This window comes from Nonomuraea sp. NPDC004186, assembly GCF_053603495.1.
On sequence record NZ_JBSGFQ010000049.1, the window covers coordinates 1 to 22,664 of the forward strand.

Below are 22,664 nucleotides of genomic sequence, written 5' to 3' on the forward strand. Positions count from 1 at the left end.
GGCCCTGCGCGCCATCGGGAACGAGGCGGGCCGGACGGGGCCGACGAGGGCCGGACACGGTAGCATCGCCACGCCCAGCCCCGCCGCGTGGGAGGACCGATGCCGCACCGCCGTACCGCCGTGTTGCTGCCGGTCCTCGTCCTGCTGGCCGGCTGCTCGGGCGGTGCCGCGCGCGATCTCGGCATGACGGTGGACGGCCCGTTCGGGGCCAGGCCGACGATCGCTTTCGCGGGCGGCGGACCGGCCGCCGGGCTCCGGGTGGAGGAGCTGGCGACCGGCGGCGGCGCCCGGCTCGGCGCGGACGACACGGCGATCGTCCAGTACACCGCGCACGTCTGGGACGGCGGGGACAACCGCCTGGTCGACTCCACCTTCGACCGCGGCGCCCCGGCCGCGTTCCCGCTGGGGGAGCTGCCGCCGGGGCTGGACGGGGCGCTGCGGGGCCGCAGGGTCGGCAGCAGGGTCCTGGCCGCGCTCCCGCCCGATCAACGCCGTGGCGCGCGCCTGCCGCCCGGCGTCGGGCCCGATGACGAGCTGGTCTACGTGGTCGACATCCTCGGCGCCCACCCCAAGGGCGCCTCGGTCGAGGCGGGCGGCGGCTCGCTGGCGGGCGTGCGCGTCACCGCCGGCGCCCCGCCCGGGCTGGAGGTGCCCGCTACCGCCCCGCCGGCCGCGTTCGAGGTCAAGGTGCTGGCCAGGGGCGAGGGGCGCGGCACGCGGGCGGGGCAGCTCGTGGTCGCCCAGTACGAGGGCGCGATCTGGAGCCGCCGCCGCGTCTTCGAGGCCACCTGGGCGAGCGGCCGGCCGAAGGCGTTCAGGATCGGCGACGGCGGCGTGCCCAAGGGGTGGGAGGCGGCCCTGGTCGGGGTGCCCGCCGGCAGCCGGGTCCTGATGGTCGTCCCGCCCTCGTACGGGTACGGCCCCGCCGGCGACCCCGCCCACGGCATCACGGGCACCGACACGCTCGTCTACGTCGTGGACGTCATCGCCGCCTATTGAGGCAGGATGAACCTCATGATCCGCACTTTCCTGGTCATCGCATCCGCCTTAGCCGTCCTCCTCGGCGGAGCCACGGCCGCGTCCGCCGCCGATGACCCGCCCTTCTGCAAGGGCGTCAAGAAGCCCTGCGTCGTCGGCGGCGATGCCGGCACGACGTGGGTGAACACCTCCGCCGCCAACAAGGCCCAGGCCAAGGTCGTGGCCGCCCGCGTGCTGAAGAACGCCACGGCCGCCTACCGCCGTTACCACGCGCCCGAGTGGGTCGACATCTGGGTGATCAAGAAGGGGGCGTGCTGGCGCAGGTACGGCAACGTCCCGTCCGACGCCAGCCGCGCGTGCACGTACAAGCACGTGAAGCGGAAGCTTTCATAGACTCCCGTTGTGAGTAGCGACGACCTCGACGCGCTGGCCCTCCTGCACGACCCCGTACGCCGCAGCCTGTACGCGGCCGTCGCGGGCCGCGGCGGCGACGTGGGCAGGGGGGAGGCGGCCGAGGCCGCGGGCGTCTCCAGGACCCTCGCCGGCCACCACCTCGACAAGCTCGTCGAGGCGGGGCTGCTCGAGAGCGGTTTCCGGCAGCAGGAGAAGAAGGGGCCGGGCAGCGGCCGGCCCGCCAAGGTCTACCGCCGGGCCAGGGGCGAGCGGTCGGTGAGCCTGCCGCCGCGCGACTACGGCGCGCTCGCCTCCGTCCTGGCCGAGGTCGTCGACGCGCTCGGCGCCGAGGAGCGGGCCGAGCGGGCGGCGCGCGAGGCCGGCGCCCGGCTGGCCAAGAGGCACGCCGGTGAGCCCGTCGAGCAGGTGCTCAGGGAGCGCGGCTACGAGCCGTACGAGGAGGGCGGCGCGCTGCGGCTGCGCAACTGCCCCTTCCACGTGCTGGCCGAGGAGCAGCCGCTGCTCGTGTGCTCCATGAACCTGGCGCTGTGCCAGGGGCTGCTCGAAGGGCTCGGTGACGAGCCGGGCCGGGCCAGGCTCGACCCGCGGCCGGGGGACTGCTGCGTCTCCCTCTCTAAAACAAATGAGGATTGACATAGAAGGCGGACGGGTGGTGTGCTGAGCGTCATGCATCTCGCTGAGCTGAACATCGCCCATCTGCGCGCGCCCATCGACAGTCAGGAGCTCGCCGAGTTCGTCGCCCTCCTCGAGCCCGTCAACACCATCGCCGACGAGGCCCCCGGGTTCGTGTGGCGGCTGAAGGAGAGCGAGAGCGACCCCACCGCCACCGTCATCCACGACTACGGCGACCACCTGCTGATGAACTTCTCGGTGTGGGAGTCGCTGGACAGCCTGTGGAACTACACCTACCGCAGCGCCCACCTGGGCGTGCTGCGCAGGCGCAGGGAGTGGTTCCTGCGCCTGGCGGAGCCGTACATGGTGATGTGGTGGATCCCCGAGGGTCACATCCCGACGCTGGCCGAGGGCATGGCTCGGCTGGAGCGCCTCAGGGCCGAGGGGCCGAGCCCCGAGGCGTTCACGTTCAAGGACTCCTACGACAGCAGCGAGGCCGCCAGCCTGCCCGCCGCCGCCGAGGCCAGGAAGTAGGGCAGGTCCTCCTCCAGGCCCCTGCCCATCGTCGACAGGCGCACCGGGGACTCCCGCAGCGCCTCGTGCAGGCCCTCCACCGGCACCGGCACCAGGCGGTGCCGGACGGCCAGCAGCTCGGACTGGTCCCTGACCCGCTCGCCGAACTCCCCGGGCAGCTCCGGCACCGGCACGTCGGCGGGCGTCAGGGCGACCCGGCCGTAGGCGGTCAGCGAGTGGTGCGAGACCCCGTAGTGGCGCTCGCGCAGGTCGCCCTCGCTGACCCGCAGCGCAGCCACCGGGCGGCCGCGCAGCACTCCCGCCGCGTTCACCGCCTCGCCCGCCGACACCCCGGAGAAGCCCCACCTGGTGCCCGTGCCCAGGTTGCCGGGGCCCTGCGCGACGATCGCCACGTCGGCCTCCAGCACGTGGCGGGCCGCCAGCAGCCCGGTGTGGACGGTGACCGCCTCCACGTCGCCGCCGAACGACTGCCCGACCGTGACCACGCCCGCCAGCCAGCCGATCTCCCGCAGCCGGGCCGCCGCCATCGAGAACCACACCGGCAGCGCGCCGCCGTCCTGCATCACGTACGCCACCCGCGTGCCGGGCCGGTCGGCGTACAGTCCGCACAGGATCGGCGCCAGCGCCGAGTGCAGGTCGGCCACCACCACCGGCATCCCGTCGAGGGAGTCGGCCTCGCGCAATCTGTCATGATGCGGGGAGTCCTGCTCGTCGGCGCCCAGCACCGTGGCCTGCAGCGGCGTGTAACGGGCCTTCACCAGGTGGCCCGGACCGGCAGGATCTTGCGGCAAACGGTTCGGGACGGCCACCACCATGGCGTAACCTCCCGTACCGAGACCCATCGCGAGTGCCGTCGTGTTGAGCAGCACCTCGTCGCCGGGTTCCGGGCGGCCGACCAACGGCGGATAGGCCAGCGCCCGGCACTCCCCTTCGGGGACGGCGACGTCCAGCTCCACCGCTCCCGGCCACTCGCGTCGGATCCGTACAACCTCGCCCTTGCGCCATCTGATCACGGGGGCAGGGTAGCGTCCATGGAGGAGGAGTGAGGCAGATGTCGCGCCGGAAGACCGAACGGTTGCTCAATCTCGTGATCTGCCTGCTCGCCACCCGGAGGCCACTGTCGGCCGAGCAGATCCGCCAGGCCGTCCCCGGCTACGACCGCGATGGCGACGAGGCGTTCCAGCGCATGTTCGAGCGTGACAAGAACGAGCTGCGCGAGATCGGCATCCCCATCGACGTGGTGCGCGACCCCTGGGAGGACGAGCCGGGCTACCGGATCGAGCGCGAGTCGTACGAGCTGCCGGAGATCACCCTGGAGCCTGACGAGGCCGCCGTGCTCGGCCTGGCCGCGCAGGTGTGGCAGCGGGCCAGCCTGGCCGAGGCCGCCTCGGGGGCGCTGCTGAAGCTGCGCGCCGGCGGCGTGGCCACCGACCGGCCCGTCGGCGCGTCCATGGGCGGGTCCATGGGCGGCGGCGCGCTGGAGCTGCGCGTGGACACCCGCGACCCGGCCTTCCCCGCGCTGTGGGACGCCGTACGCGACCGGCGCGTGGTGCGCTTCGACTACCGCGGCGCCGGCAGCGAGAGCGTGCGCGCCCGCACCGTCGAGCCGTGGGGCGTGGTCAGCCGCAACGGCCGCTGGTACGTGGCCGGGTTCGACCGCGACCGGCAGGCGCCGCGCGTCTTCCGGCTCAGCCGCGTCACCGGCCAGGTCACCGTCATGGGCAGGCCCGGTGCCGTCGAGGTGCCCGAAGGGGTCGATCTCCGGGGTATGGTCGGCTTTCCCGACGACTCGACGGACGAGCGGGTGGCCGTCGTCCGCGTACGCCAGGGGACGTGCGAAGGGCTGCGGCAGCTCGCGGCGGCCGTGCGCACGGGGGAGCACGGGTGGGACGAGGCCGAGCTGCCCTTCACCGACCCCGAACGCCTGGCCGGCTGGATGGCCAGCCTCGGCGCCGACGTGGAGGTCGTCGGGCCGCCGGACGCCCGCGAGGCCGTCATCCGCCGACTGAAGGGGGCAATGGCATGACAGAGGAGCTGCGATGAGCGGGTCGGCCGACCGGCTGCCCAGGCTGCTGGCCCTGGTGCCGTACCTGATGTCCCACCCGGGGGCGCAGGTCGACGAGGTGGCCGCGGTGTTCGGGCTGAGCGAGAAGCAGCTCATCGACGACCTGCAGCTCGTGTGGATGTGCGGCCTGCCCGGCCACACCCCCGGCGACCTCATCGACGTCTCCTGGGACGGCGGCGAGATCATCATCGACAACGCCGAGACCATCGCCAGGCCGCTGCGGCTGGGCATCGACGAGGCCAGCGCGCTGCTGGTCGCGCTGCGCATGCTCGCCGCGACCCCCGAGCTCGCCCTGCCTGCCAACGAGGTGCCGGGCGACGCGCTGCCCCGCGTGACGGCCAAGCTGGAGCGGGCCGCCGGCGAGGGCGCCGCCACCCTCAGCAGCCAGCTCGCGGTCGACGTGGACGCCGCCCCTGACGCGCTGCCGCGCGTGCGCGAGGGGCTCACCAGGGGCCGCCGGCTGTCGCTGCGCTACTACGTTCCCGGGCGCGACGAGGTGACGCCGCGCGAGGTCGATCCCACGCGGGTCGTGGTCGTCGACGGCCGCACCTACCTGGAGGGCTGGTGCTACCGGGCCGAGGCGATGCGGCTGTTCAGGCTCGACCGGATGCTCGGCGTCGAGGTGCTCGACGTGCCCGCCGACCCGCCGGCCGAGGCCGAGCCCATCGACGTCACCCGGGGCGTCTTCCGGCCCTCGCCCACCGACGAGCTGGTCGAGCTGGAGCTCAGCGCCGCCGGGCGGTGGGTGGCCGAGTACTACCCGTGCGAGCAGGTCACCGAGCTGGGCGAGGGGCGGCTGCGGGTGGCGCTGCGGGCCCGCGACGAGGACTGGATCCTCAAGCTGGCGCTGCGCCTGGGCGACACCGGCCGGGTCGTCTCACCCCCTGAGATGGCCGAGACCGTGCGCCAGGAGGCCGAGCGGGCCCTGGCCCTGTACGCTCACCAGTCATGATGTGGATCTACGTGGCCGGCGGGCTGTGCGTCGCGGGGCTCGGCGTGGTCGGGGTCGCGGGTGCCCGCGTCGTCGTGGCGGCACGTACCCTGAAAAGGGAAATCGCCGAGGCGACGGCCCAGCTGGAGCCGCGGCGGGCCAGATTGGCGGGCCAGGGGGGTGAGACCACGCCCCAGGCAGCGTACGATCGTGGCTGAAACAGGCACTCGCTAGAAAAGGGCGTTTCATGTCGCAACTCGGAGTCCCCGAACTTCTGATCATCGCGCTGGTGCTCGTCCTGCTTTTCGGTGCGAAGAAGCTGCCCGAGATGGCCCGCGGCGTCGGCCGTTCTCTGCGCATCTTCAAGTCCGAGACGGCCAAGCTCCGTGAGGACGACGACGACAACCACACCGTCCAGGCCCAGGCGCAGGCCCCGGCTCAGCCGCAGCCCCCGGCGGCGCAGCCCCCGCAGATCCAGGCCACGCCCGCCCCCGCGCTCTCCGCGGAGGAGCAGGCCAGGCAGCTCGAGGAGCAGGCCGCCCGGCTGCGCGCCAGCGCCGCCGCCCAGGCTGACAAGCGCGTCTGACCCCATCCCTCCTCCTCACCTGGACTGCTAGATGGCGCTGCTCAAACGGTCGAGCCAGCCGGCACCCGACCACGACCCCGAGGGCCGCATGCCCCTCATGGAGCACCTGCGCGAGTTGCGTAACAGGTTGCTCATCGCGGCCGCCGCCGTCGTCGTGGGCATCATCATCGGCTGGATCGTCTTCGATCCGGTCTGGGCGTTCATCAAGGAGCCCTTCTGCGAGACGCCGCAGGCCCAGCAGTTGCGTGTCGGCGAGTGCACGCTGACCTACGGCGGCATCTTCCAGTCGTTCTTCCTGACGTTGAAGGTCTCGGCGATGGTGGGCGTCGTCGTGTCCTCGCCCGTCTGGCTCTACCAGGTCTGGGCCTTCGTCACCCCGGCCCTCTACCGCAACGAGAAGCGCTACTCGATCGCCTTCCTCGGGCTGGCGATCCCGCTGTTCCTGATCGGCGCCTTCCTGGCGTACGTGATCATGGACACCAGCCTGGCCATCCTGCTCGGGTTCGCGCCGAGCGACACCGTGGCCATCATCCAGATCGACGAGTACGTCAGCTACGTGCTGATCATGCTCGTGATCTTCGGCATCTCGTTCGAGCTGCCGCTCCTGCTCGTGTTCCTCAACATCATCGGTGTGCTGCCGCACGCCACGGTGAAGAAGTACCGCCGCTGGGTGATCTTCTCCATGTTCGTCTTCGGCGCGGTCATCACCCCCGGCGGCGACCCGCTGACGATGATGGCGCTGGCCATGCCGATGATCGTGCTCTACTTCCTGGCCGAGTTCTTCATGTTCATGCGTGAGAGGCGCAGGCCCGCCACCGAGGACTTCTCCCACCTGTCCGACGACGAGGCCTCCCCGCTGGTGGAGGACTCCACTCCGGTCGACGACGATCGCCCCGGGGAGGATTCCGGTTCCACGCGATAGGCGATAAATTCCGGGCGTGTCCCCTCAAATCGCCCTGCTCGTCAACCCCGCCGCACGCGGCGGCCGTACGCTGCGCCTGATCGAACCCGTGGCGCGCCGGCTGCGCGCCGGCGGGGCAGAGCTGTCGGTGATCGTCGGCGCCGACGCCGCCGACGCCCTCGCACGTGCCTGCACCGCCGTGGCCGAGCGCCCCGACGCGCTCGTGGCCTTCGGCGGCGACGGGCTGGTCCACCTGGCCGTGCAGGCCGTGGCCGGCACCGACGTGCCGCTCGGCATCATCCCCGCGGGCACCGGCAACGACATCGCTGCCGCGCTCGGGGTGCCCTGCGCCGACCCCATGGCCGCGGCCCGCGTCGTGCTGCGCATGAAGTCGCGCCTGGTGGACGTCGCCCGGATCCGGGCCGGGCAGGCCGACGAGCTGTTCGCGGGGGTGATGTGCTGCGGGTTCGACTCGCGGGTCAACGAGCGGGCCAACCGGAAGACGTGGCCGCCGGGGATGGCGCGCTATCTGGTGGCGACGGTGGAGGAGTTGCGCTCGTTCCGGCCGATCCCGTTCCGGATGACCCTCGACGACGGTGAGGTCGTCGAACGCGAGGCCATGCTGGTGGCGGTGGCCAACACGTCCTCGTACGGGGCGGGGATGCGGGTGTGCCCCGACGCCCGGCCCGACGACGGGCTGCTGGACGTGATGATGCTGGACGCGGTGTCCAAGACCGAGTTCCTGCGGGTCTTCCCGAGCGTCTACCGGGGGACGCATGTGGGGCATCCGGCGGTGTCGGTGCGGCGGGTGCGGAGCGTGCGGCTGGAGGCTGCGGACGTCATCGCCTACGCCGACGGCGAACGCGTGGGCCCGGCGCCGGTCCACTGCGAGGTGCGCCCGGGGGCGTTACGGGTCATCGTTTGAAATCTACAATGTAAAGGCGCCCGGCTCGGACGCCGGCTGAGGATCGGCCGGACCACTGGGGGACCGACCGGAAAGGCGATTTCGGTAGGCTGACGGGTATGACAACGCCAGCGGAACGCTATGCGGCATTCCGTCACAAGTATGGGGACGACGGGGCCGCGGTGAGATCGTTCCGAGGTCTCTACGACTTCGAGCTGGACGACTTCCAGCTAGACGCCTGCCGCGCCCTGGAGGCCGGAGACGGCGTGCTGGTGGCGGCGCCCACGGGGTCGGGCAAGACGGTGGTCGGCGAGTTCGCCGTCCATCTGGCCTTGGAGCAGGGCCAGAAATGCTTCTACACCACCCCCATCAAGGCGCTGTCCAACCAGAAGTACAACGACCTGGTCAAGCGCTACGGCACCGCCAAGGTCGGCCTGCTGACCGGCGACAACAGCGTCAACGGCGAGGCCCCCATCGTCGTCATGACCACCGAGGTGCTGCGCAACATGCTCTACGCGGGGTCGGCGACCCTGGCGGGGCTCGGGTTCGTGGTCATGGACGAGGTCCACTACCTCGCCGACCGCTTCCGCGGCGCGGTGTGGGAAGAGGTGATCATCCACCTGCAGGAGTCGGTGCGGCTGGTGGCGCTGTCGGCGACGGTGAGCAACGCCGAGGAGTTCGGCGAGTGGCTGGGCGAGGTGCGCGGCGACACCACGGTGATCGTGGACGAGCACCGTCCGGTGCCGTTGTGGCAGCACATGATGGTCGGCAACCGCCTCTACGACATGTTCGTGAACGACGAGCTGACCCCGCGCGTCAACCCCACGCTGATGCGGGTGACGCGCGACGCCGAGCGGCTGACGGCGGGGCGGGGCAGGCGCGGCTACGGCCGGCCGCAGCGTTCGCGCCCGCCGGACCGGGTGCAGGTGATCGAGAAGCTCGACGCCGAGGGGCTGCTGCCGGCGATCACGTTCATCTTCTCCCGTGCCGGGTGCGACGCCGCCGTTCAGAAGTGCCTGTACGCCGGGATCCGGCTCACGACCGACCGCGAGCGGCACGAGATCAGGCAGCTCGTGGACGAGCGCACCGCGCATCTGCCGGACGAGGACCTGGCCGTCCTGGGCTACCTGGAGTGGCGTGACTGCCTGGAGCGCGGGCTGGCCTCGCACCACGCGGGCATGCTGCCGGCGTTCAAGGAGGTCGTGGAGGAGCTGTTCACGCGCGGGCTGGTCAAGGCCGTGTTCGCGACGGAGACGCTCGCGCTGGGCATCAACATGCCGGCGCGCAGCGTGGTGATCGAGAAGCTCGACAAGTGGAACGGTGAGACCCACGCCGACCTCACGCCCGGCGAGTACACCCAGCTGACCGGGCGGGCGGGGCGGCGCGGCATCGACGTCGAGGGTCATGCGGTGGTGCTGTGGCAGCAGGGCATGGATCCGCTGTCGGTGGCGGGGCTGGCCGGCACGCGTACGTATCCGCTGCGGTCGAGCTTCCAGCCGTCGTACAACATGGCGGTCAACCTCGTCGGGCAGTTCGGTCGGGAGCGGGCCAGGACGCTGCTGGAGGAGTCGTTCGCGCAGTTCCAGGCCGACCGGGCGGTGGTCGGGCTGGCCAAGCAGCTGCGCAAGCACGAGGAGGCGCTGGAGGGCTACCAGGAGGCCATGACGTGCCACCTGGGAGACTTCCCCGAATACGCGGCGCTACGCCGCAGGCTCTCCGATCGTGAGGCCGAGCTGGCCAGGCAGCGCGGCGCCGCGCGCCGGGCGGCGGCCGTGCGGTCGCTGGAGGCGTTGCAGCCGGGTGACGTCATCCGGGTGCCGGGCGGGCGCCGGGCGGGGCTGGCGATCGTGCTCGACCCGGGCCGCAACCCGCGCGGTCAGGGGCCGAGCCCGCTGGTGCTGACGATCGGCAAGCAGATCAAGAAGCTCGACCCGGCGGACTTCCCCGTCCCGGTCGAGCCGCTGGAGAAGCTGCGCATCCCGAAGAACTTCAACGGCCGCTCGCCCAAGGAGCGCGCCAACCTCGTCTCCACGCTGCTGGCCAAGCTCGGCGACCGCGACCTGGGCAAGCCGGCCAGGGCGCGTGACCACACAGTGGAGGACGACGAGGTCAACGAGTTGCGCCGGCTCATCCGCCAGCACCCGTGCCACGGCTGTGACGAGCGTGAGGACCACGCCCGCTGGGCCGAGCGCTACTACAAGCTGCTGCGCGAGACCGAGGGGCTGCGCCGCCGGGTGGAGGGGCGCTCGCACGTCATCTCGCGGACGTTCGACCGCATCTGCTCGGTGCTGGAGCAGCTCGGCTACCTCGAAGGTGAGGCCGTCACCGACGAGGGCCGCCGGCTGGGCCGCATCTACACCGAGCTCGACCTGCTGACCGCCGAGTCGCTGCGCCAGGGGTTGTGGGAGGAGCTCGACCCGGCCGAGCTGGCGGCGTGCGTGTCGGCGCTGGTGTTCGAGTCGCGGGCCGCCGATGACGCGCGCCGCCCGAAGGTGCCCGCCGGGCGGACGCAGGAGGCGCTGACGTCGATGATCCGGCTGTGGGGGGAGCTGGAGGGCATCGAGTCCGACCATGGGCTGTCCACGATCAGGGAGCCGGATCTGGCGTTCGCGTGGGCGGCGTTCCGGTGGACGAAGGGGCACGCACTGGACGCCGTCCTGCGGGACGGGGTGAACGGCAACGAGCTGGCGGCCGGTGACTTCGTACGGTGGGTCAAGCAGCTGATGGACCTGCTCGGTCAGCTCGGGAACGCGGCCCCGCCCGGCAGCAAGATCAAGCAGACGGCGGGCAAGGCGGTCGACGCGATGCGGCGCGGCGTGGTGGCCTACTCCTCGCTCACCTGACCTTCTCGGAAAGGTCCTACCCGCCCTCTTCGGAGGGCGGGTCCGGGGGTGTGGCCGTCAGGAGTCCTTGCTGAGCGCGCCGATCGTCAGGAGCAGGCCCGCGACGCCCACCACGGCGCTCACGACGGTCAGGGCGGTGCCGTCGAGCACCAGGTGCAGCAGGCCGAAGTTCTTGCCGAAGAAGTGATCGGCGATGAGGCCGCCGAAGCCCTGGATCATGAGGATGACGCCGGTGAATGCCATGAGCCCATGATCCCCGGCGCAGACGTCCGATCCATCGGACCAAAGTATCGGGTGACCTACACCTTGGAACCAGTTCTGAGCGGCATCCTTTGGGATTACCGTTACCCGAATTAGCGATTCTTTTTATTTACGGTCGATTTAACGGCGGCAGGCAACAGCCTTTGTCGGGCGGTTTCACTGGTCAAATTCCTTTTAAAAAGGCGATATCTCGTGCTTTGTCGCTTTTCGGGTGCTAACGTGCGATTTGTGCAAGTCAGCAAACGGGGGAGGAATCATGGCTGGCTCTCAGCTCACCAGGTTCGACTTCCAGCAGGGTTGCTGCCGTCGCCGTAGGCGCTGGCGTTGCGGTTGGCGCGGTTGGCGCTGCCGCTCCCGGCGCTGGTGGTGGGGGTGGTAAATCGCTCCCGTGAGAGCCGGTGGCCTGGCCGCCGGCTCTCATTGACTGTCTCCGGCCGCGAACTCGCCCCGGCGATTTCCATTCGCCGTACTTTTCGCGAGTTCTGGCCGGACACCCGCGGGTTGCGCCGCCTATTCGCGGCCGGCGTCGTGTTCGCCGTCGTGGCCGCGCTCTGCGAGGTCGCCGCGATCCGCCTGTTCGGCCACATCACCGACGAGGTGCTGACCACCCGGCGGCTGAACGAGTTCTGGGTCCCGGCCTTCGCCTGGCTCGGGCTCGCCGCGATCGCCGGGGTGACGTCCTTCGCGGCGACGTACGCCACCGCGCTGGGCGCCGAACGGTTCCTGCTGGCTCTGCGCGACCGCGTCTACGCGCACCTGCAGACGCTCGCGCCGGACTTCTCGGAGCACCGGCGCCTCGGCGACCTGATGGCACGGCTGACCGACGACATCGAGGCCATCGAGGAGCTCGTGGGGTCCGGGCTGGTCAAGGCGCTCACCACGGCGGCGAGCGTGGTGTTCTTCGCCGGGGCGGCCTTCTTCATCCGCTGGGACCTCGCCCTCGTCACGATGGCGCTGATCCCGCTGTTCCTGGTGGTGTCCAAGGTGTTCGCGGGCAGGTTCAGAACGGCCGCGGCCCGGGAGCGCTACAGCAACGGCGCCATGAACAGCGTCCTGGAGGAGGGGCTGGCCAACCAGCCGCTCGTGCAGGCGTACAACCGGCAGGAGGCCGAGTCGGGCCGCCTGCACCGGGAGGGCGGCATGTGGCTGCGCGCCAACATGTCGCAGGCCTGGCTGTCCGGCCTGTACGGGCCCACCGTCCAGGTCATCGAGACCGTCTGCCTGATCGTCGTCCTGGGGTTCGGCGCGTGGGAGATCGCCGCGGGCCGGCTGACCCTGGGCGGCCTGCTGGCCTTCGCCGCGTACCTGGCACTGCTGTACCCGGCGGTCCAGGCGCTGGGAGAGCTGGCGCTGACGGTGTCGGAGGCGGCGGCCGGGTCCGACCGGGTCATCGAGATCCTCAAGGTCAGGCCGGCCGTCACCGACGCGCAGGACGCCGTGCCCGCCGGGCGGAGCCGGGGCCTGGTCGAGTTCGACCGGGTCGCCTTCACGTACCCGAGGCGCGGTCGGCAGGTGCTGCGGGACGTGACGTTCACCGCCTCGCCCGGCAAGGTCGTCGTCCTCACCGGGCCCAGCGGGGTGGGCAAGTCCACGCTGGCCAAGCTGATGCTGCGCTTCTACGACCCGGAAGCGGGCCGCATCCTGCTGGACGGGGTCGACATCCGGCGCCTGACGCGGCAGTCGCTGCGCGAGAACATCGCGATCGTGCACCAGGAGACGCTGCTGTTCTCGGCGTCCGTACGCGACAACATCGCCTACGGCCGCCCCGACGCCTCGCTGGAGGAGATCGTGCAGGCGGCGGAGGCGGCGGGGGTGCACGAGTTCGCCGAACTCCTGCCGCAGGGCTACGACACGCCGGTGGGGCAGCGGGGGCGGCTCCTGTCCGGCGGTCAGCGGCAGCGGATCGCCATCGCCAGGGCCGTCCTGCGGGACGCGCCGGTGCTGGTGCTCGACGAGCCCATGACGGGGCTGGACGAGGCCACGGCCGCGCAGGTCATGAAGCCGCTCCTGCGGCTCATGGCCGGGCGGACGACGCTCCTCATCACGCACGACCTGCGGTTCGTGCCGGAGGGGGCGCGCATCGTGGAGCTGTCGCCCGTGCACCGGGAGGAGCGCATCCGCCTCAAGCGCTTCGCCCGCGCCCACCCGCGCCCGCTGACCACCCCTCCCTGACCGACCGCCGCACCACACCCCCGGCCCGACACCCGCCTCTTTTCGGGGGCGGGTGTTCCGGTGTCCGGGGTCGGCGGCTGCCCGTCCTTCGAGCGGGGGTACGCACGGCGGCGGCGCGCCGGTCGGGGCGGGGAAGGCATGATCGGGATGGGTGCGGGGGCGAGGGGCCGTCGATAGAATCGGAGAGATCCCTCCGGTTGTTGAAGGCAGGTTCGTTCATGGGCGACGACCACAGCTCGGCCCGGCCGTTGCGGGCCGACGCCCGGCGGAACCGGGAGCGGGTGCTGCAGATCGCGCAGGAGGCCCTGGCCAGTGACGGCCTGACGATCTCCTTCGACGAGATCGCGCGGCGGGCCGGGTTCGGGGTGGGCACCGTCTACCGGCACTTCCCCACCAAGGAGGCGCTGTTCGAGGCGGTGCTGCTGGGGCGGATCGAGCGGTTCGTGGCCGACGCCCGCGCGCTGGCCACGGCGGAGGATCCCGGGAAGGCGTTCTTCGCCTGGTTCGCCAAGGTGGTCGAGCAGGCGTCGGGGAACCAGGCGCTCTGCGACATGCTCGACAGCGGGGCCGGGATGAGGGTCTCGCTGCAGGACGATCTCGGCAGGGCCGTCGCCCGATTACTGGTCCGGGCGCAGCGGGCCGGGGCCGCGCGCGGGGATCTGGCGGGGGAGGACGTGCTGGATCTGCTGCGCGGGTGCCTGGTGGCCGAGCGCCGGGCGCGGGCCAGAGGGGCCTCGGTACGGATGGCGGACGTGATCTGCGACGGGATGCGGGTGAAAGGGGCCTGAGCCTCATGGCGGGAGACTGACCGGCCGGTCAAAGCGGTGTCGTCATTCGTTCACGGAACGTCACCTTCGGGGCAGTTTTTCGGCCGATCGCGCTGGAAATCCCCATGTCAGAGACATCCTCGGACGCACTCGCCGAGGCCCCCCTCGGCTGCGTGGCGTCCGGCCGGCCCCGTTCGGAGGTAGCCACCACATGTTCGCCCTTGTCGCCGCACTGCTGTTCGTGCTCGCCCTCGTCTTCGAGATCGCCGGCCTCGCGGTCGGCAGCGTAGTCACGGTCGCCACGCTCGGCACCGCCGGGCTGCTCTGCGTCGCGCTCCACCTCATGGGTGTGGGTGCGGGGTGGAGCCTGCTGAAGAAGTGACGCCCGAGGCGGGGCCGCGCGCGGAACGTACCGTGCGCGGTCCCGCGGGTCGTCCGAGGTTCACGTCGCCAGGGTGAAGCGGACCTCGCGGGTCGCCGGGTCCGCCTGCGTGAGGCGTACCGTGACCTGCTCGCCGAGGGGGAGCGGGCCGTCGCAGCGGGCGATCACGGCCGGGTCGGCGAGCTGCACCTGCCCGCCCCCGCGGCGCTCGTCCACGTCGATCACGACCGCGTCGAACGCCTGCCCGATCCGTTCCCGCAGCAGGAACGCCTCCACCAGGTCCACGCACGCCCGCTCCACCGCCCCGGCGCGCCGCCCGGTCGAGCCCATGACGGCGGGCAGGACCGCCAGCCCCGCCCGGACGTCGAACGGCACCGGCACGCCCGCCGCGACCGCCAGGCACACCTCGGTCGCGTACCGGTCGACCAGGCGCCGCAGAGGAGCCGTGACGTGCGCGTACGGCGCCGCCACCGCCGCGTGCTCGGCCAGCGCGGGCGGCGCGCCGTCGAAGGCCACGTAGCCCGCGCCGCGCAGCAGCACCTTCGACTCGTGCAGGAACGCCGCCTGCTGCGGGTTCTTGGGGTCCAGGTCGTGCACCACGGCGCCGTAGGCGGCCCCGTCGGGCCAGGGGACGTCCAGCGCCTGGGCGACCCTGCGGACCTTCGCCAGGTCGTCGGCGTGCGGCCGGGGCAGTACGCGCAGGATGCCGATCTCGGCGTCGAGCATCATCGAGGCCGCGGCCATGCCGGTCAGCAGGGAGATCTGCGCGTTCCACGCCTCGGCGGGCAGTGGCAGCCGGAATTCCAGCCGGTAGGCGCCGTCGCCGTCGGAGACCACCTCCTGCTCGGGGGTGGGCAGGGTGACGCCGCCGCGCTCGCGTTCGAGGGCCAGCCGCAGGCGGCCGATCTCGGCCAGCAACCCCAGGACGCCGTCGGCGGTGCCGGTGTCGACGGCCGCCTGCACGTAGGCGTAGTCGAGGCGTTCGCGGCTGCGGACGAGCGCGCGCTGCACGTCGGCGCCGACCATGCGGCCGTCGGCGTCGAGGTCGATGCGCCAGACCGCGGCCGGCCGCAGCGCGCCGGGCAGCAGGCTGGCCGCGTCCTCCGACAGGACCTTGGGGTGCAGCGGCACCTTGCCCGCGGGAAGGTAGACGGTCTCGCCCCTGGTGCGGGCCTCGGTGTCGATGAGGCCGCCCGGCCGGACGAACGCGCCGACGTCGGCGATCGCGTACCAGACGCGGTAGCCGGCGCGCAGCCGCTCCAGGTGCACGGCCTGGTCGAGGTCCATCGAGCCGGGCGGGTCGATGGTGACGAACGGTACGTCGGACAGGTCTTCGGCGTCGAGCCGCGGCACCCGCGCCACCCACGCGGCCTCGTCGAGCACGGCGCGGGGGAAGCCGTCCGGCAGGTCGAGCTCCCGCCTGACGCGTTCGAACCCGTCCTCCAGCTTCAGGGGTATCTGATCGGGAACCTGAATCACGCCTGACAACCTACAGGTGGCGGGTGTTCAGGTGAGGCGCGCCTCCAGGCCGGTGAGGCGCAGCAGCCGCCGGATGGCGGGCGGGACGCCCGTGAGGCGCAGCGGGGTCTGCTGGGCCCGGGCGTGGTTGTGGGCGCAGACGAGGATGCCGAGCCCGGCGGCGTCGATGAAGGTCAGCCGGCTCATCTCGATGACCAGCGCGACCTGCTCGTGCGGGGCTCGTCCGGCCTCCTGCAGCAGGCCGAGCAGGTGGGCGCGGAGTTGTTCGGTGGTGGCGATGTCGAGCTCGCCGGACACGCTGACGGTCAGGCTCCCGTTGCGGCGGGTGGTGGTCAGCTGTAGTGGCTCCATGAATCGGCTCCGCGCTCTGTCAGGGCCGGGAACCTCCTGCCGGTTGCGCGGGCCAGCCCTTGCGTTGGGCACTTGTTGCCATGAAGGCGTCACTGAGAGCGACAGTGTTGGCTCTGAGTGTACATGTCTGTTCAGGGCTGAACAGAGATGCTGGGGGATAGGACTAATCCTCCAGGACAACAATTCGGGTTACCAGATGTAAAAACATCACACCATCAGCGGACTTCCAGCCCGAGAAGGATGAGATCGCACAAAGCGGTGAAGTCATCCTCGATGCCCGGCCGGCTCCATTCGGCGGAGTGCGCCGGGTTGTGGAAGCGTACCGCCGCGTCGAAAACAGCGCGGGCCGTGGCGGCGGGGTCGGGGGCGGCGAACTCGCCCCGCTCGAGCCCGGCGTCCACGATCTGCCGGATCTGGCCGACCAGGTCGGCGACGTGCCCCTCGACGACCTGGCTGGACTCGGTCACCAGCGCCACGTACGTGGCGAACAGCTCGGGGTCGTCGAGCGCCCGCTTGCGCTTGGAGCGGAACAACGCGCCCAGCCATTCGCGCAGCCGCACGCCGGCCGGAGCGTCGGAGGCCAGCACGGTGGCCAGCTCGGCGTGCGACTGGTCGAGCCAGCGCTGGGTCACGGCCTCGCGCAGGGCCGTCTTGCTGGGGAAGTGCCGGTAGACGCTGCCGTGGCTGACGCCGAGCGCCCGCGCGACGTCGACGACCGTGGCCTTGGCCGGACCGTAGCGGCGCAGGACGTCCTGGGCCGCGGCGAGGATCTGGTCCGGTGTCAGGATGCCATCTGTCACCTTTCCAATTCTGTCAGCCGCCCGGGTATACACGACCCACGGGTGCGGCCAGCCATATTTGCAGAAATTTGTGCATTCATCCGGTCGGAGCACACTACGCTGCTACCGCTGGCAGGTACGAGGGGAAAGCAAACAACATCGTGTGGATCGCAGTCGTGGCGCTGGCCGCCATTGTCGTGGGGGCGATGGTCTGGTGGTTCCGCCGTGACCCGGCCGGCCGTGCCGCCGGTGCCGCCTCCACCACGGTCGAGGCGGACATGGACCTCGGGATCCCGGCGGAGGTCGAGCCCGCGTTCATGGAGGGCCTGCGGGCCTACCCGCTGCGGGTGAGTGGCCGGCGGGGGGTGCTCACGACGTACGAGCCGCCCCGGCTGATCTCGCTGCACCTGCTCGCCGACGCCTTCGCGGCCAGGGGGGACGCCGCGCTGCACGATCCGCAGGGCACGGTCGTGGCCCTGATCGCGCACCTCGGGGCGGTGGAGCGGCCGGGCGTGCTGCACCTGCGCGAGGACTGGCTGGACGGCGAGGTGGACGGCATGGACCGGGCCGCCTTCGCCGAGGCGGTGCGGGAGGCCGTGTCCGGCGAGTGCCCCTGGTCGGCCGAGCCGGCCATTGGAGCGTTGCAGGTCACCGTGCGTGAGGCCAACACGATGATGCTCGACCTGGCCAGGGTGCTCGAGCTGTACCGGGAGGGCCGGGAGAAGCAGCCCGAGGCCGCGGCGGGGGAGCTGCTGCGCGAGGTCGCGCCGCGCCTGATCGCCGCCGGCGGGCCGGGGCTCACCTGGACGAAGCCGCCCACGCAGGCGGACCTGCGGGTCGTGCTCGGCAGCACGCCCGAGCCCGCCTGACGTCCCGCTCCACGGCGGATATCCGCAGGTCAGTACGGTTCCGCACAGCGTGGAATCCCGGCTGTGATGAAAGTTTCAGCTCTGATTGACAGCGGGAAAGCGCTTACCTATGTTGTGGCGTGTTCGGTCACACGTATGGCAGCCACATATGTGAACGGATTCTCGCTGGGGGGACACGTCGCAGGCCGTGAGCGGCCTGCCGGGCCAGCAAGGAGCTGAATCGTGCGACAGAGAATCAACGGCAGAACAGCGGCGGTCATCGCGGGCGTCATCGGCCTGACGGGCACGGCAGTCGTCGCGGTGGCCGCTGCGACGACCACTGCGGCCGCCGCGGCCCCCGCGCCGGGGGCGTACACGGTGGTGAACAACGGCAGCGGCCTGTGCCTCACCGTGCCGGGATCCAGCACCTCAGACGGGGTCCAGCTCACCCAGAGCGGCTGCGGCAGCGCCGCTCAGACCTGGAGCCTGACCGCGAGCGGCAGCGGCTACACCCTCAAGGCCGCCCACAGCGGCAAGTGCGCGGGCGTGCAGGACGCCAGCACCTCCGCGGGCAAGGCCGTGCAGCAGGAGAGCTGCTCCGGCGCCTCGTCGCAGACGTGGACGCTGCCCGAGTCGGGCGCCACCGTCAGGATCGTCAACGCCAACGGCGGCAAGTGCCTCAACACCAAGGACAACGCGACCTCCTCCGGCGCCCTGGTGCAGCAGAACTCCTGCGACTCCGTGGCCACCAAGCAGTGGCGGCTCGTCCCCGCCGGCAGCAACCCGACCAACCCGCCCACAGACCCACCGCCGACCACGCCTCCGGGCAACGCGAACGGGCCGGTCGGCTGGGCCACGCAGGGCGGCGGAACCACGGGCGGCGGCAACGCCTCGCCGGTCACCGTCAGCAGCGCCTCGGCCCTGACCAGCGCGCTGTCGGCGAGCGGCGCCTCGGTGATCCGGGTGTCGGGCACGATCTCCTGCTCGGGCATGCTGAAGGTGGCCTCCAACAAGACCGTGCTCGGCAACTCGGGCGCGACGATCGCGGGCTGCGGGTTCAACATCTCCCAGGCCTCGAACGTGATCGTCCGCAACCTCACCTTCCGCGACTGGGGCGACGACGCGATCAACGTCCAGTACTCGACCCGGGTCTGGCTCGACCACAACTCGTTGAGCCACGGCTACGACGGCGCCATCGACATCAAGCGGGCCAGCGACTACGTCACCGTCTCGTGGAACAAGTTCTCCAACCACGACAAGACCATGCTGCTCGGCCACAGCGACGACAACGGCGGCGAGGACCGCGGTCACCTGCGCGTGACGTACCACCACAACTGGTTCGACGGCACCAACCAGCGCCACCCGCGCGTGCGGTTCGGCAACCCGGTGCACGTCTACAACAACTACTACGGCAGCGTCGGCAGCTACGGCGTGGCCTCCACCGAGGGCGCCGGCGTGCTCGTCGAGGGCAACTACTTCGAGAACACCCAGGACCCGTTCCACCTGGGCGAGGGTGACTCCGGCCCCGGCACGCTGGTCGCGCGCAACAACCACTTCGTCAACTCCGGCAGCGGCCAGAGTGGCGGCAGCGTCGGCTCGATCCCCTACTCCTACTCGCTCGACACCGCCTCCAACGTCAAGTCCGTCGTCACCGCGGGCGCCGGCGCCGGGCGGATCTCCGTCTGACGCTCACCCCCTCGCGGCCCCTCCGGCCCCCGCCCCGGTGGGGCCGCCCCATGATCGAGGCAAGTGTGCTGTTCATGTAGGTTCGCGTCGTAACGCCGAGCTGAACGAGGAGCCTGACTTGTCACCCCTCATCCTCTCCGCCGCGGGGGCCGCCCTGGTGCTGGACGCCTCTGGCCCCGGCCTGCCGCGCGTGCGCCACTTCGGCGCCGACCTCGGGTCCGCGACCGGCGCCGACCTGACGCCCGCGCTGGCCTCCCTCACCGCCGCGCCGCCGCTGCTGCCCGCCCAGGGAGACAGCTGGTACGGCAGGCCGGGCCTGTCGGGCGGCCGGGACGGCGAACACTGGCCGGTGCGCTGGACGCTGGACCGGCTCGACGCGGACGCGACGCCCGGTCGGGGCGGCACGGTCACCGTCGCGGCCTCCGACGCCCGCGCGGGCCTGGAGCTGCTCAGCGAGCTGACCATGGACGCCGGCGGCCTGGTGACGATGCGGCACACGCTGACGAACACCGCCGCCGCCCCGTACCGGCTGGAGGGGCTGGTCTGCGCGCTGCCGGTGCCGGCGCGGGCCGGCGAGCTGCTGGACTTCACCGGGCGGTGGGCGCTGGAGAAGGTGCCGCAGCGCACGGCGTTCGGGTACGGCGTGTGGTCCCGGGAGAACCGGCGCGGCCGGACCGGGCACGACGGCACGGGGCTGCTGGTGGCCGGGACCGCGGGGTTCGGGTTCCGGGGCGGCGAGGTGTGGGGGGTGCACGCGGGCTGGAGCGGCAACCACCTCCACTACGCCGAGCGGCTGGCCGAGGGCCCGGCGCTGGTGGCGGCGGGTGAGCTGCTGGAGCCCGGCGAGATCGTGCTGGCCGAGGGGGAGAGCTACCGCACGCCGCTGGTGTACTTCACCTGGTCGGGCGGCGGGCTGGACGCGGCGAGCACGCGGCTGCACGACCACCTGCGCGCCGCCCGCCCGCTGGGGGTCCGCCCGGTCACGCTGAACAACTGGGAGGCCACCTACTTCGACCACGGCCTCGACCGGCTGCTGGAGCTGGCCGACAAGGCCGCGGCGGCGGGGATCGAGCGGTTCGTGCTCGACGACGGCTGGTTCCGCCACCGCCGCCACGACCGGGCCGGGCTCGGCGACTGGTACGTCGACGAGGGCGTCTGGCCGGACGGCCTGAACCCCCTCGCCGAGCACGTGCGCAAGCTCGGCATGCAGTTCGGGCTGTGGTTCGAGCCGGAGATGGTCAACCCGGACTCCGACCTGCTGCGCGCGCATCCCGACTGGATCCTCGGGCAGGCCGAGCGCGTGCCGCCGCCGCAGCGCAACCAGCAGGTGCTCGACCTGGCCAGGCCCGAGGCGTACGACTACCTGCTGGAGCGGCTGGACAGCCTGGTGAGCGAGTACGCGCTCGACTACATCAAGTGGGACCACAACCGCGACATCGCCGAGCCGGTGCACGACGGGGTGCCCGGGGTGCACGCGCAGACGCTGGCGGCGTACCGGCTGCTGGACGAGCTGCGGGCCCGCCATCCGGAGCTGGAGATCGAGTCGTGCTCGTCGGGCGGCGCCCGCGTCGACTTCGGCGTCCTGGCCCGTACCGACCGGGTGTGGACGTCCGACTGCAACGACGCGCTCGACCGGCAGGCGATCCAGCGCTGGACCGGGCTGCTCGTGCCGCCGGAGCGGATGGGCAGCCACGTCGGCGCGCCGCAGGACCACAGCACGGGCCGGTCGCTGCCGCTGGCCTTCCGGGCCGCGACCGCGCTGTTCGGGCACATGGGCGTGGAGTGGGATCTGACCTCGGCGAGCCAGGCGGAGCTGGAGGAGCTGGCCGAGTGGATCGCCCTGCACAAGCGGCTGCGGCCGACGCTGCACGCCGGGCGGGTGGTGCGGGCCGACCACCCGGACCCGTCGGCGCTGCTGCACGGGGCGGTGCTGCCGGAGCGCGGGGTGTTCGCGTTCGTCCAGCTCACCTCCAGGGTCGCGATCGGGCCCGCGCCGCTGCGGCTGCCCGGGCTCGACCCGGCGGCGACGTACGAGGTGCGGGTCGCGGGCCCCAAGCCCCGCGCGGCCGGGCTGCCGGAGTGGACCTCGGGTCCGGTGCGGCTGAGCGGCGCGGTCCTGGGCGAGCTGGGGCTGCCCGCTCCCGTGCTGCGGGCCGAGTCGGCGCTGGTCTTCGAGGTCGAGCGGGTGTAAGGGGCCTGTCATGAACGGCCCATGCGGTTAGGGCGGTTTAATGCCGCCGCAACCGCGCCGTTCGTGATCAGGAAACACGTCCCGCGGACACTGGGGTGCATGAGCGATGCACCGAAGGTGTTGAACGGTAATCGGCGCTCCTGGCGGCGAGAGATCGTCGAGCTGGCCGCGCTGTTCCTCGCGGTCGGCCTGGCGCACCTGCTCGCGACCCTGCTCGGCCACCGCGAACCGGGTCCGGTGGTGATGGTCGGGCTGGGGGCGGCGTTGATCGTGGGGGCGGCGGTCCACAAGCGGATGGGCCACCGCCCCGTACGCAAGGTCCCCGCGCTGCCCGTGGGGGAGGGTGCGGGGGCGGCCATGGTGCTGTGGCGCATCCGCATGCGGGTGGTGGAGCGGCCGGGGCGGCTCGCCGCGGTGGCGGGGGCGTTCGGGCGGCTGGGCTGCAACATCCTGGCGCTGCACATCGCGCCGACCGGGAGCAGCGCGATCACGCCCGCGGGGTGTGACGCGCTGGACGAGTTCGTCATCGAGGCGCCGCCGGGGTTGGCGCTGGAGGCGCTTTCCGGGGCGCTGACGGAGGCGGGCGGGCATGACGTCGTGATCGTGCCCGCGCAGGTCAAGGACCTCACCGATCCCGGTGTCCAGGCTCTGGTGCTGGCTCAGCGGGTGAGCGCGGACCCGGATCGGCTGCCCGAGGCGATGGCGGAGCTGCTGCGGGTGCCGGAGGTGGAGTGGCGGCGGCCGGGGGACACGGTGGACGAGGGGGCCGAGCTCAACACCACGATGGTGATCTCGGTCAATCCGGACCGGGCGCTGCTGATCCGGCGTCCCGCGCTGCCGTTCACGCCGACGGAGGCGGCCCGTGCTGCGGCCCTCACTGCCACCGCCCGCCAGGCCCGCTACACCGGCTCATCCTGACCCGGCGGCCAGTCCCCGGGGCGGGGCGGGTTCTTCCGGTGCCGTGTGGGGTGGTGCCGGGA

At 71.9% G+C, this 22,664-nt stretch carries 23 protein-coding genes; 18 read left to right on the plus strand and 5 right to left on the minus strand.

The window, feature by feature from the left end:
• Nucleotides 1–99: 99 nt before the first annotated feature.
• The 4 genes from ACWEPL_RS33730 to ACWEPL_RS33745 are packed head-to-tail and all read left to right on the plus strand — an operon-like array spanning nt 100 to nt 2,538.
• Complete coding sequence (locus ACWEPL_RS33730) at nt 100–999, plus strand: FKBP-type peptidyl-prolyl cis-trans isomerase (protein ID WP_452438585.1); 900 nt, start codon at nt 100–102, stop codon at nt 997–999.
• A gap of 15 nt (nt 1,000–1,014) precedes the next feature.
• Complete coding sequence (locus ACWEPL_RS33735; RefSeq protein WP_363969730.1) at nt 1,015–1,371, plus strand: hypothetical protein; 357 nt, start codon at nt 1,015–1,017, stop codon at nt 1,369–1,371.
• Between the two features lie 9 nt (nt 1,372–1,380).
• Nucleotides 1,381–2,025, plus strand: coding sequence for a helix-turn-helix transcriptional regulator (locus ACWEPL_RS33740; protein ID WP_363969728.1), 645 nt, complete (start codon nt 1,381–1,383; stop codon nt 2,023–2,025).
• Nucleotides 2,026–2,058: 33 nt separating this feature from the next.
• Complete coding sequence (locus ACWEPL_RS33745) at nt 2,059–2,538, plus strand: DUF3291 domain-containing protein (protein ID WP_363969726.1); 480 nt, start codon at nt 2,059–2,061, stop codon at nt 2,536–2,538.
• On the opposite strand, the gene ACWEPL_RS33750 is transcribed toward ACWEPL_RS33745, so the two are convergent.
• Entirely contained in the window at nt 2,484–3,551 is a 1,068-nt protein-coding gene (locus ACWEPL_RS33750) for a DUF3866 family protein (protein WP_355200868.1), read from the minus strand. The genes ACWEPL_RS33745 and ACWEPL_RS33750 overlap by 55 nt on opposite strands.
• Before the next feature lie 38 nt (nt 3,552–3,589).
• On the opposite strand from ACWEPL_RS33750, the gene ACWEPL_RS33755 reads away from it, so the two are divergent.
• The 7 genes from ACWEPL_RS33755 (at nt 3,590) to ACWEPL_RS33785 (ending at nt 10,768) form a co-directional block, all read left to right on the plus strand.
• Nucleotides 3,590–4,564 (plus strand): helix-turn-helix transcriptional regulator, encoded by a 975-nt coding sequence (locus ACWEPL_RS33755; protein WP_363969722.1) that lies wholly within the window; start codon nt 3,590–3,592, stop codon nt 4,562–4,564.
• A 13-nt stretch (nt 4,565–4,577) separates the two neighbouring features.
• Entirely contained in the window at nt 4,578–5,555 is a 978-nt protein-coding gene (locus ACWEPL_RS33760) for a helix-turn-helix transcriptional regulator (RefSeq protein WP_363969720.1), read from the plus strand.
• The gene (locus ACWEPL_RS33765) at nt 5,552–5,752 is read left to right on the plus strand and encodes a hypothetical protein (protein ID WP_350735430.1); all 201 of its coding nucleotides are present in this window, start codon (nt 5,552–5,554) and stop codon (nt 5,750–5,752) included. Before ACWEPL_RS33760 ends, ACWEPL_RS33765 begins: the two co-directional genes overlap by 4 nt.
• Nucleotides 5,753–5,781: 29 nt before the next feature.
• Entirely contained in the window at nt 5,782–6,120 is a 339-nt protein-coding gene (gene tatA, locus ACWEPL_RS33770) for a Sec-independent protein translocase subunit TatA (protein ID WP_350735433.1), read from the plus strand.
• Between the two features lie 31 nt (nt 6,121–6,151).
• On the plus strand, nt 6,152–7,042 hold the full coding sequence (gene tatC / locus ACWEPL_RS33775; protein WP_363969717.1) for a twin-arginine translocase subunit TatC: 891 nt from the start codon (nt 6,152–6,154) through the stop codon (nt 7,040–7,042).
• Between the two features lie 16 nt (nt 7,043–7,058).
• Nucleotides 7,059–7,946, plus strand: coding sequence for a diacylglycerol/lipid kinase family protein (locus ACWEPL_RS33780; RefSeq protein WP_350735439.1), 888 nt, complete (start codon nt 7,059–7,061; stop codon nt 7,944–7,946).
• A gap of 98 nt (nt 7,947–8,044) precedes the next feature.
• The gene (locus tag ACWEPL_RS33785; RefSeq protein ID WP_452438586.1) at nt 8,045–10,768 is read left to right on the plus strand and encodes a DEAD/DEAH box helicase; all 2,724 of its coding nucleotides are present in this window, start codon (nt 8,045–8,047) and stop codon (nt 10,766–10,768) included.
• A 57-nt stretch (nt 10,769–10,825) separates the two neighbouring features.
• On the opposite strand, the gene ACWEPL_RS33790 is transcribed toward ACWEPL_RS33785, so the two are convergent.
• Nucleotides 10,826–11,011, minus strand: coding sequence for a hypothetical protein (locus ACWEPL_RS33790; RefSeq protein ID WP_363969711.1), 186 nt, complete (start codon nt 11,009–11,011; stop codon nt 10,826–10,828).
• Nucleotides 11,012–11,530: 519 nt separating this feature from the next.
• Here ACWEPL_RS33790 and ACWEPL_RS33795 point away from each other — a divergent pair.
• The 3 genes from ACWEPL_RS33795 (at nt 11,531) to ACWEPL_RS33805 (ending at nt 14,350) form a co-directional block, all read left to right on the plus strand.
• Complete coding sequence (locus ACWEPL_RS33795; protein WP_452438587.1) at nt 11,531–13,201, plus strand: ABC transporter ATP-binding protein; 1,671 nt, start codon at nt 11,531–11,533, stop codon at nt 13,199–13,201.
• Between the two features lie 218 nt (nt 13,202–13,419).
• Nucleotides 13,420–13,989, plus strand: coding sequence for a TetR/AcrR family transcriptional regulator (locus ACWEPL_RS33800; RefSeq protein ID WP_363969707.1), 570 nt, complete (start codon nt 13,420–13,422; stop codon nt 13,987–13,989).
• Between the two features lie 190 nt (nt 13,990–14,179).
• Complete coding sequence (locus tag ACWEPL_RS33805; protein WP_350731913.1) at nt 14,180–14,350, plus strand: hypothetical protein; 171 nt, start codon at nt 14,180–14,182, stop codon at nt 14,348–14,350.
• A 60-nt stretch (nt 14,351–14,410) separates the two neighbouring features.
• Here ACWEPL_RS33805 and ACWEPL_RS33810 read toward each other — a convergent pair whose 3' ends face one another.
• The 3 genes from ACWEPL_RS33810 to ACWEPL_RS33820 all read right to left on the minus strand — a co-directional run bounded on the left by ACWEPL_RS33810 (nt 14,411) and on the right by ACWEPL_RS33820 (nt 16,980).
• Entirely contained in the window at nt 14,411–15,829 is a 1,419-nt protein-coding gene (locus ACWEPL_RS33810; RefSeq protein ID WP_452438588.1) for an RNB domain-containing ribonuclease, read from the minus strand.
• 27 nt (nt 15,830–15,856) lie between these two features.
• Nucleotides 15,857–16,180: an STAS domain-containing protein gene (locus tag ACWEPL_RS33815; protein WP_452438589.1), complete on the minus strand. Its 324-nt coding sequence runs from the start codon at nt 16,178–16,180 to the stop codon at nt 15,857–15,859.
• A 215-nt stretch (nt 16,181–16,395) separates the two neighbouring features.
• The gene (locus ACWEPL_RS33820; protein WP_363969701.1) at nt 16,396–16,980 is read right to left on the minus strand and encodes a TetR family transcriptional regulator; all 585 of its coding nucleotides are present in this window, start codon (nt 16,978–16,980) and stop codon (nt 16,396–16,398) included.
• 140 nt (nt 16,981–17,120) lie between these two features.
• On the opposite strand from ACWEPL_RS33820, the gene ACWEPL_RS33825 reads away from it, so the two are divergent.
• The 4 genes from ACWEPL_RS33825 (at nt 17,121) to ACWEPL_RS33840 (ending at nt 22,602) form a co-directional block, all read left to right on the plus strand.
• On the plus strand, nt 17,121–17,828 hold the full coding sequence (locus ACWEPL_RS33825; RefSeq protein ID WP_452438590.1) for a hypothetical protein: 708 nt from the start codon (nt 17,121–17,123) through the stop codon (nt 17,826–17,828).
• A gap of 222 nt (nt 17,829–18,050) precedes the next feature.
• Nucleotides 18,051–19,493 carry an RICIN domain-containing protein gene (locus ACWEPL_RS33830; protein WP_452438591.1) on the plus strand — a complete coding sequence of 481 codons (1,443 nt, stop codon included), beginning with the start codon at nt 18,051–18,053 and terminating at the stop codon, nt 19,491–19,493.
• Between the two features lie 118 nt (nt 19,494–19,611).
• Nucleotides 19,612–21,684 carry an alpha-galactosidase gene (locus tag ACWEPL_RS33835; protein ID WP_452438592.1) on the plus strand — a complete coding sequence of 691 codons (2,073 nt, stop codon included), beginning with the start codon at nt 19,612–19,614 and terminating at the stop codon, nt 21,682–21,684.
• Nucleotides 21,685–21,783: 99 nt separating this feature from the next.
• Complete coding sequence (locus tag ACWEPL_RS33840) at nt 21,784–22,602, plus strand: ACT domain-containing protein (protein ID WP_452438593.1); 819 nt, start codon at nt 21,784–21,786, stop codon at nt 22,600–22,602.
• The last annotated feature ends 62 nt before the right edge of the window (nt 22,603–22,664 follow it).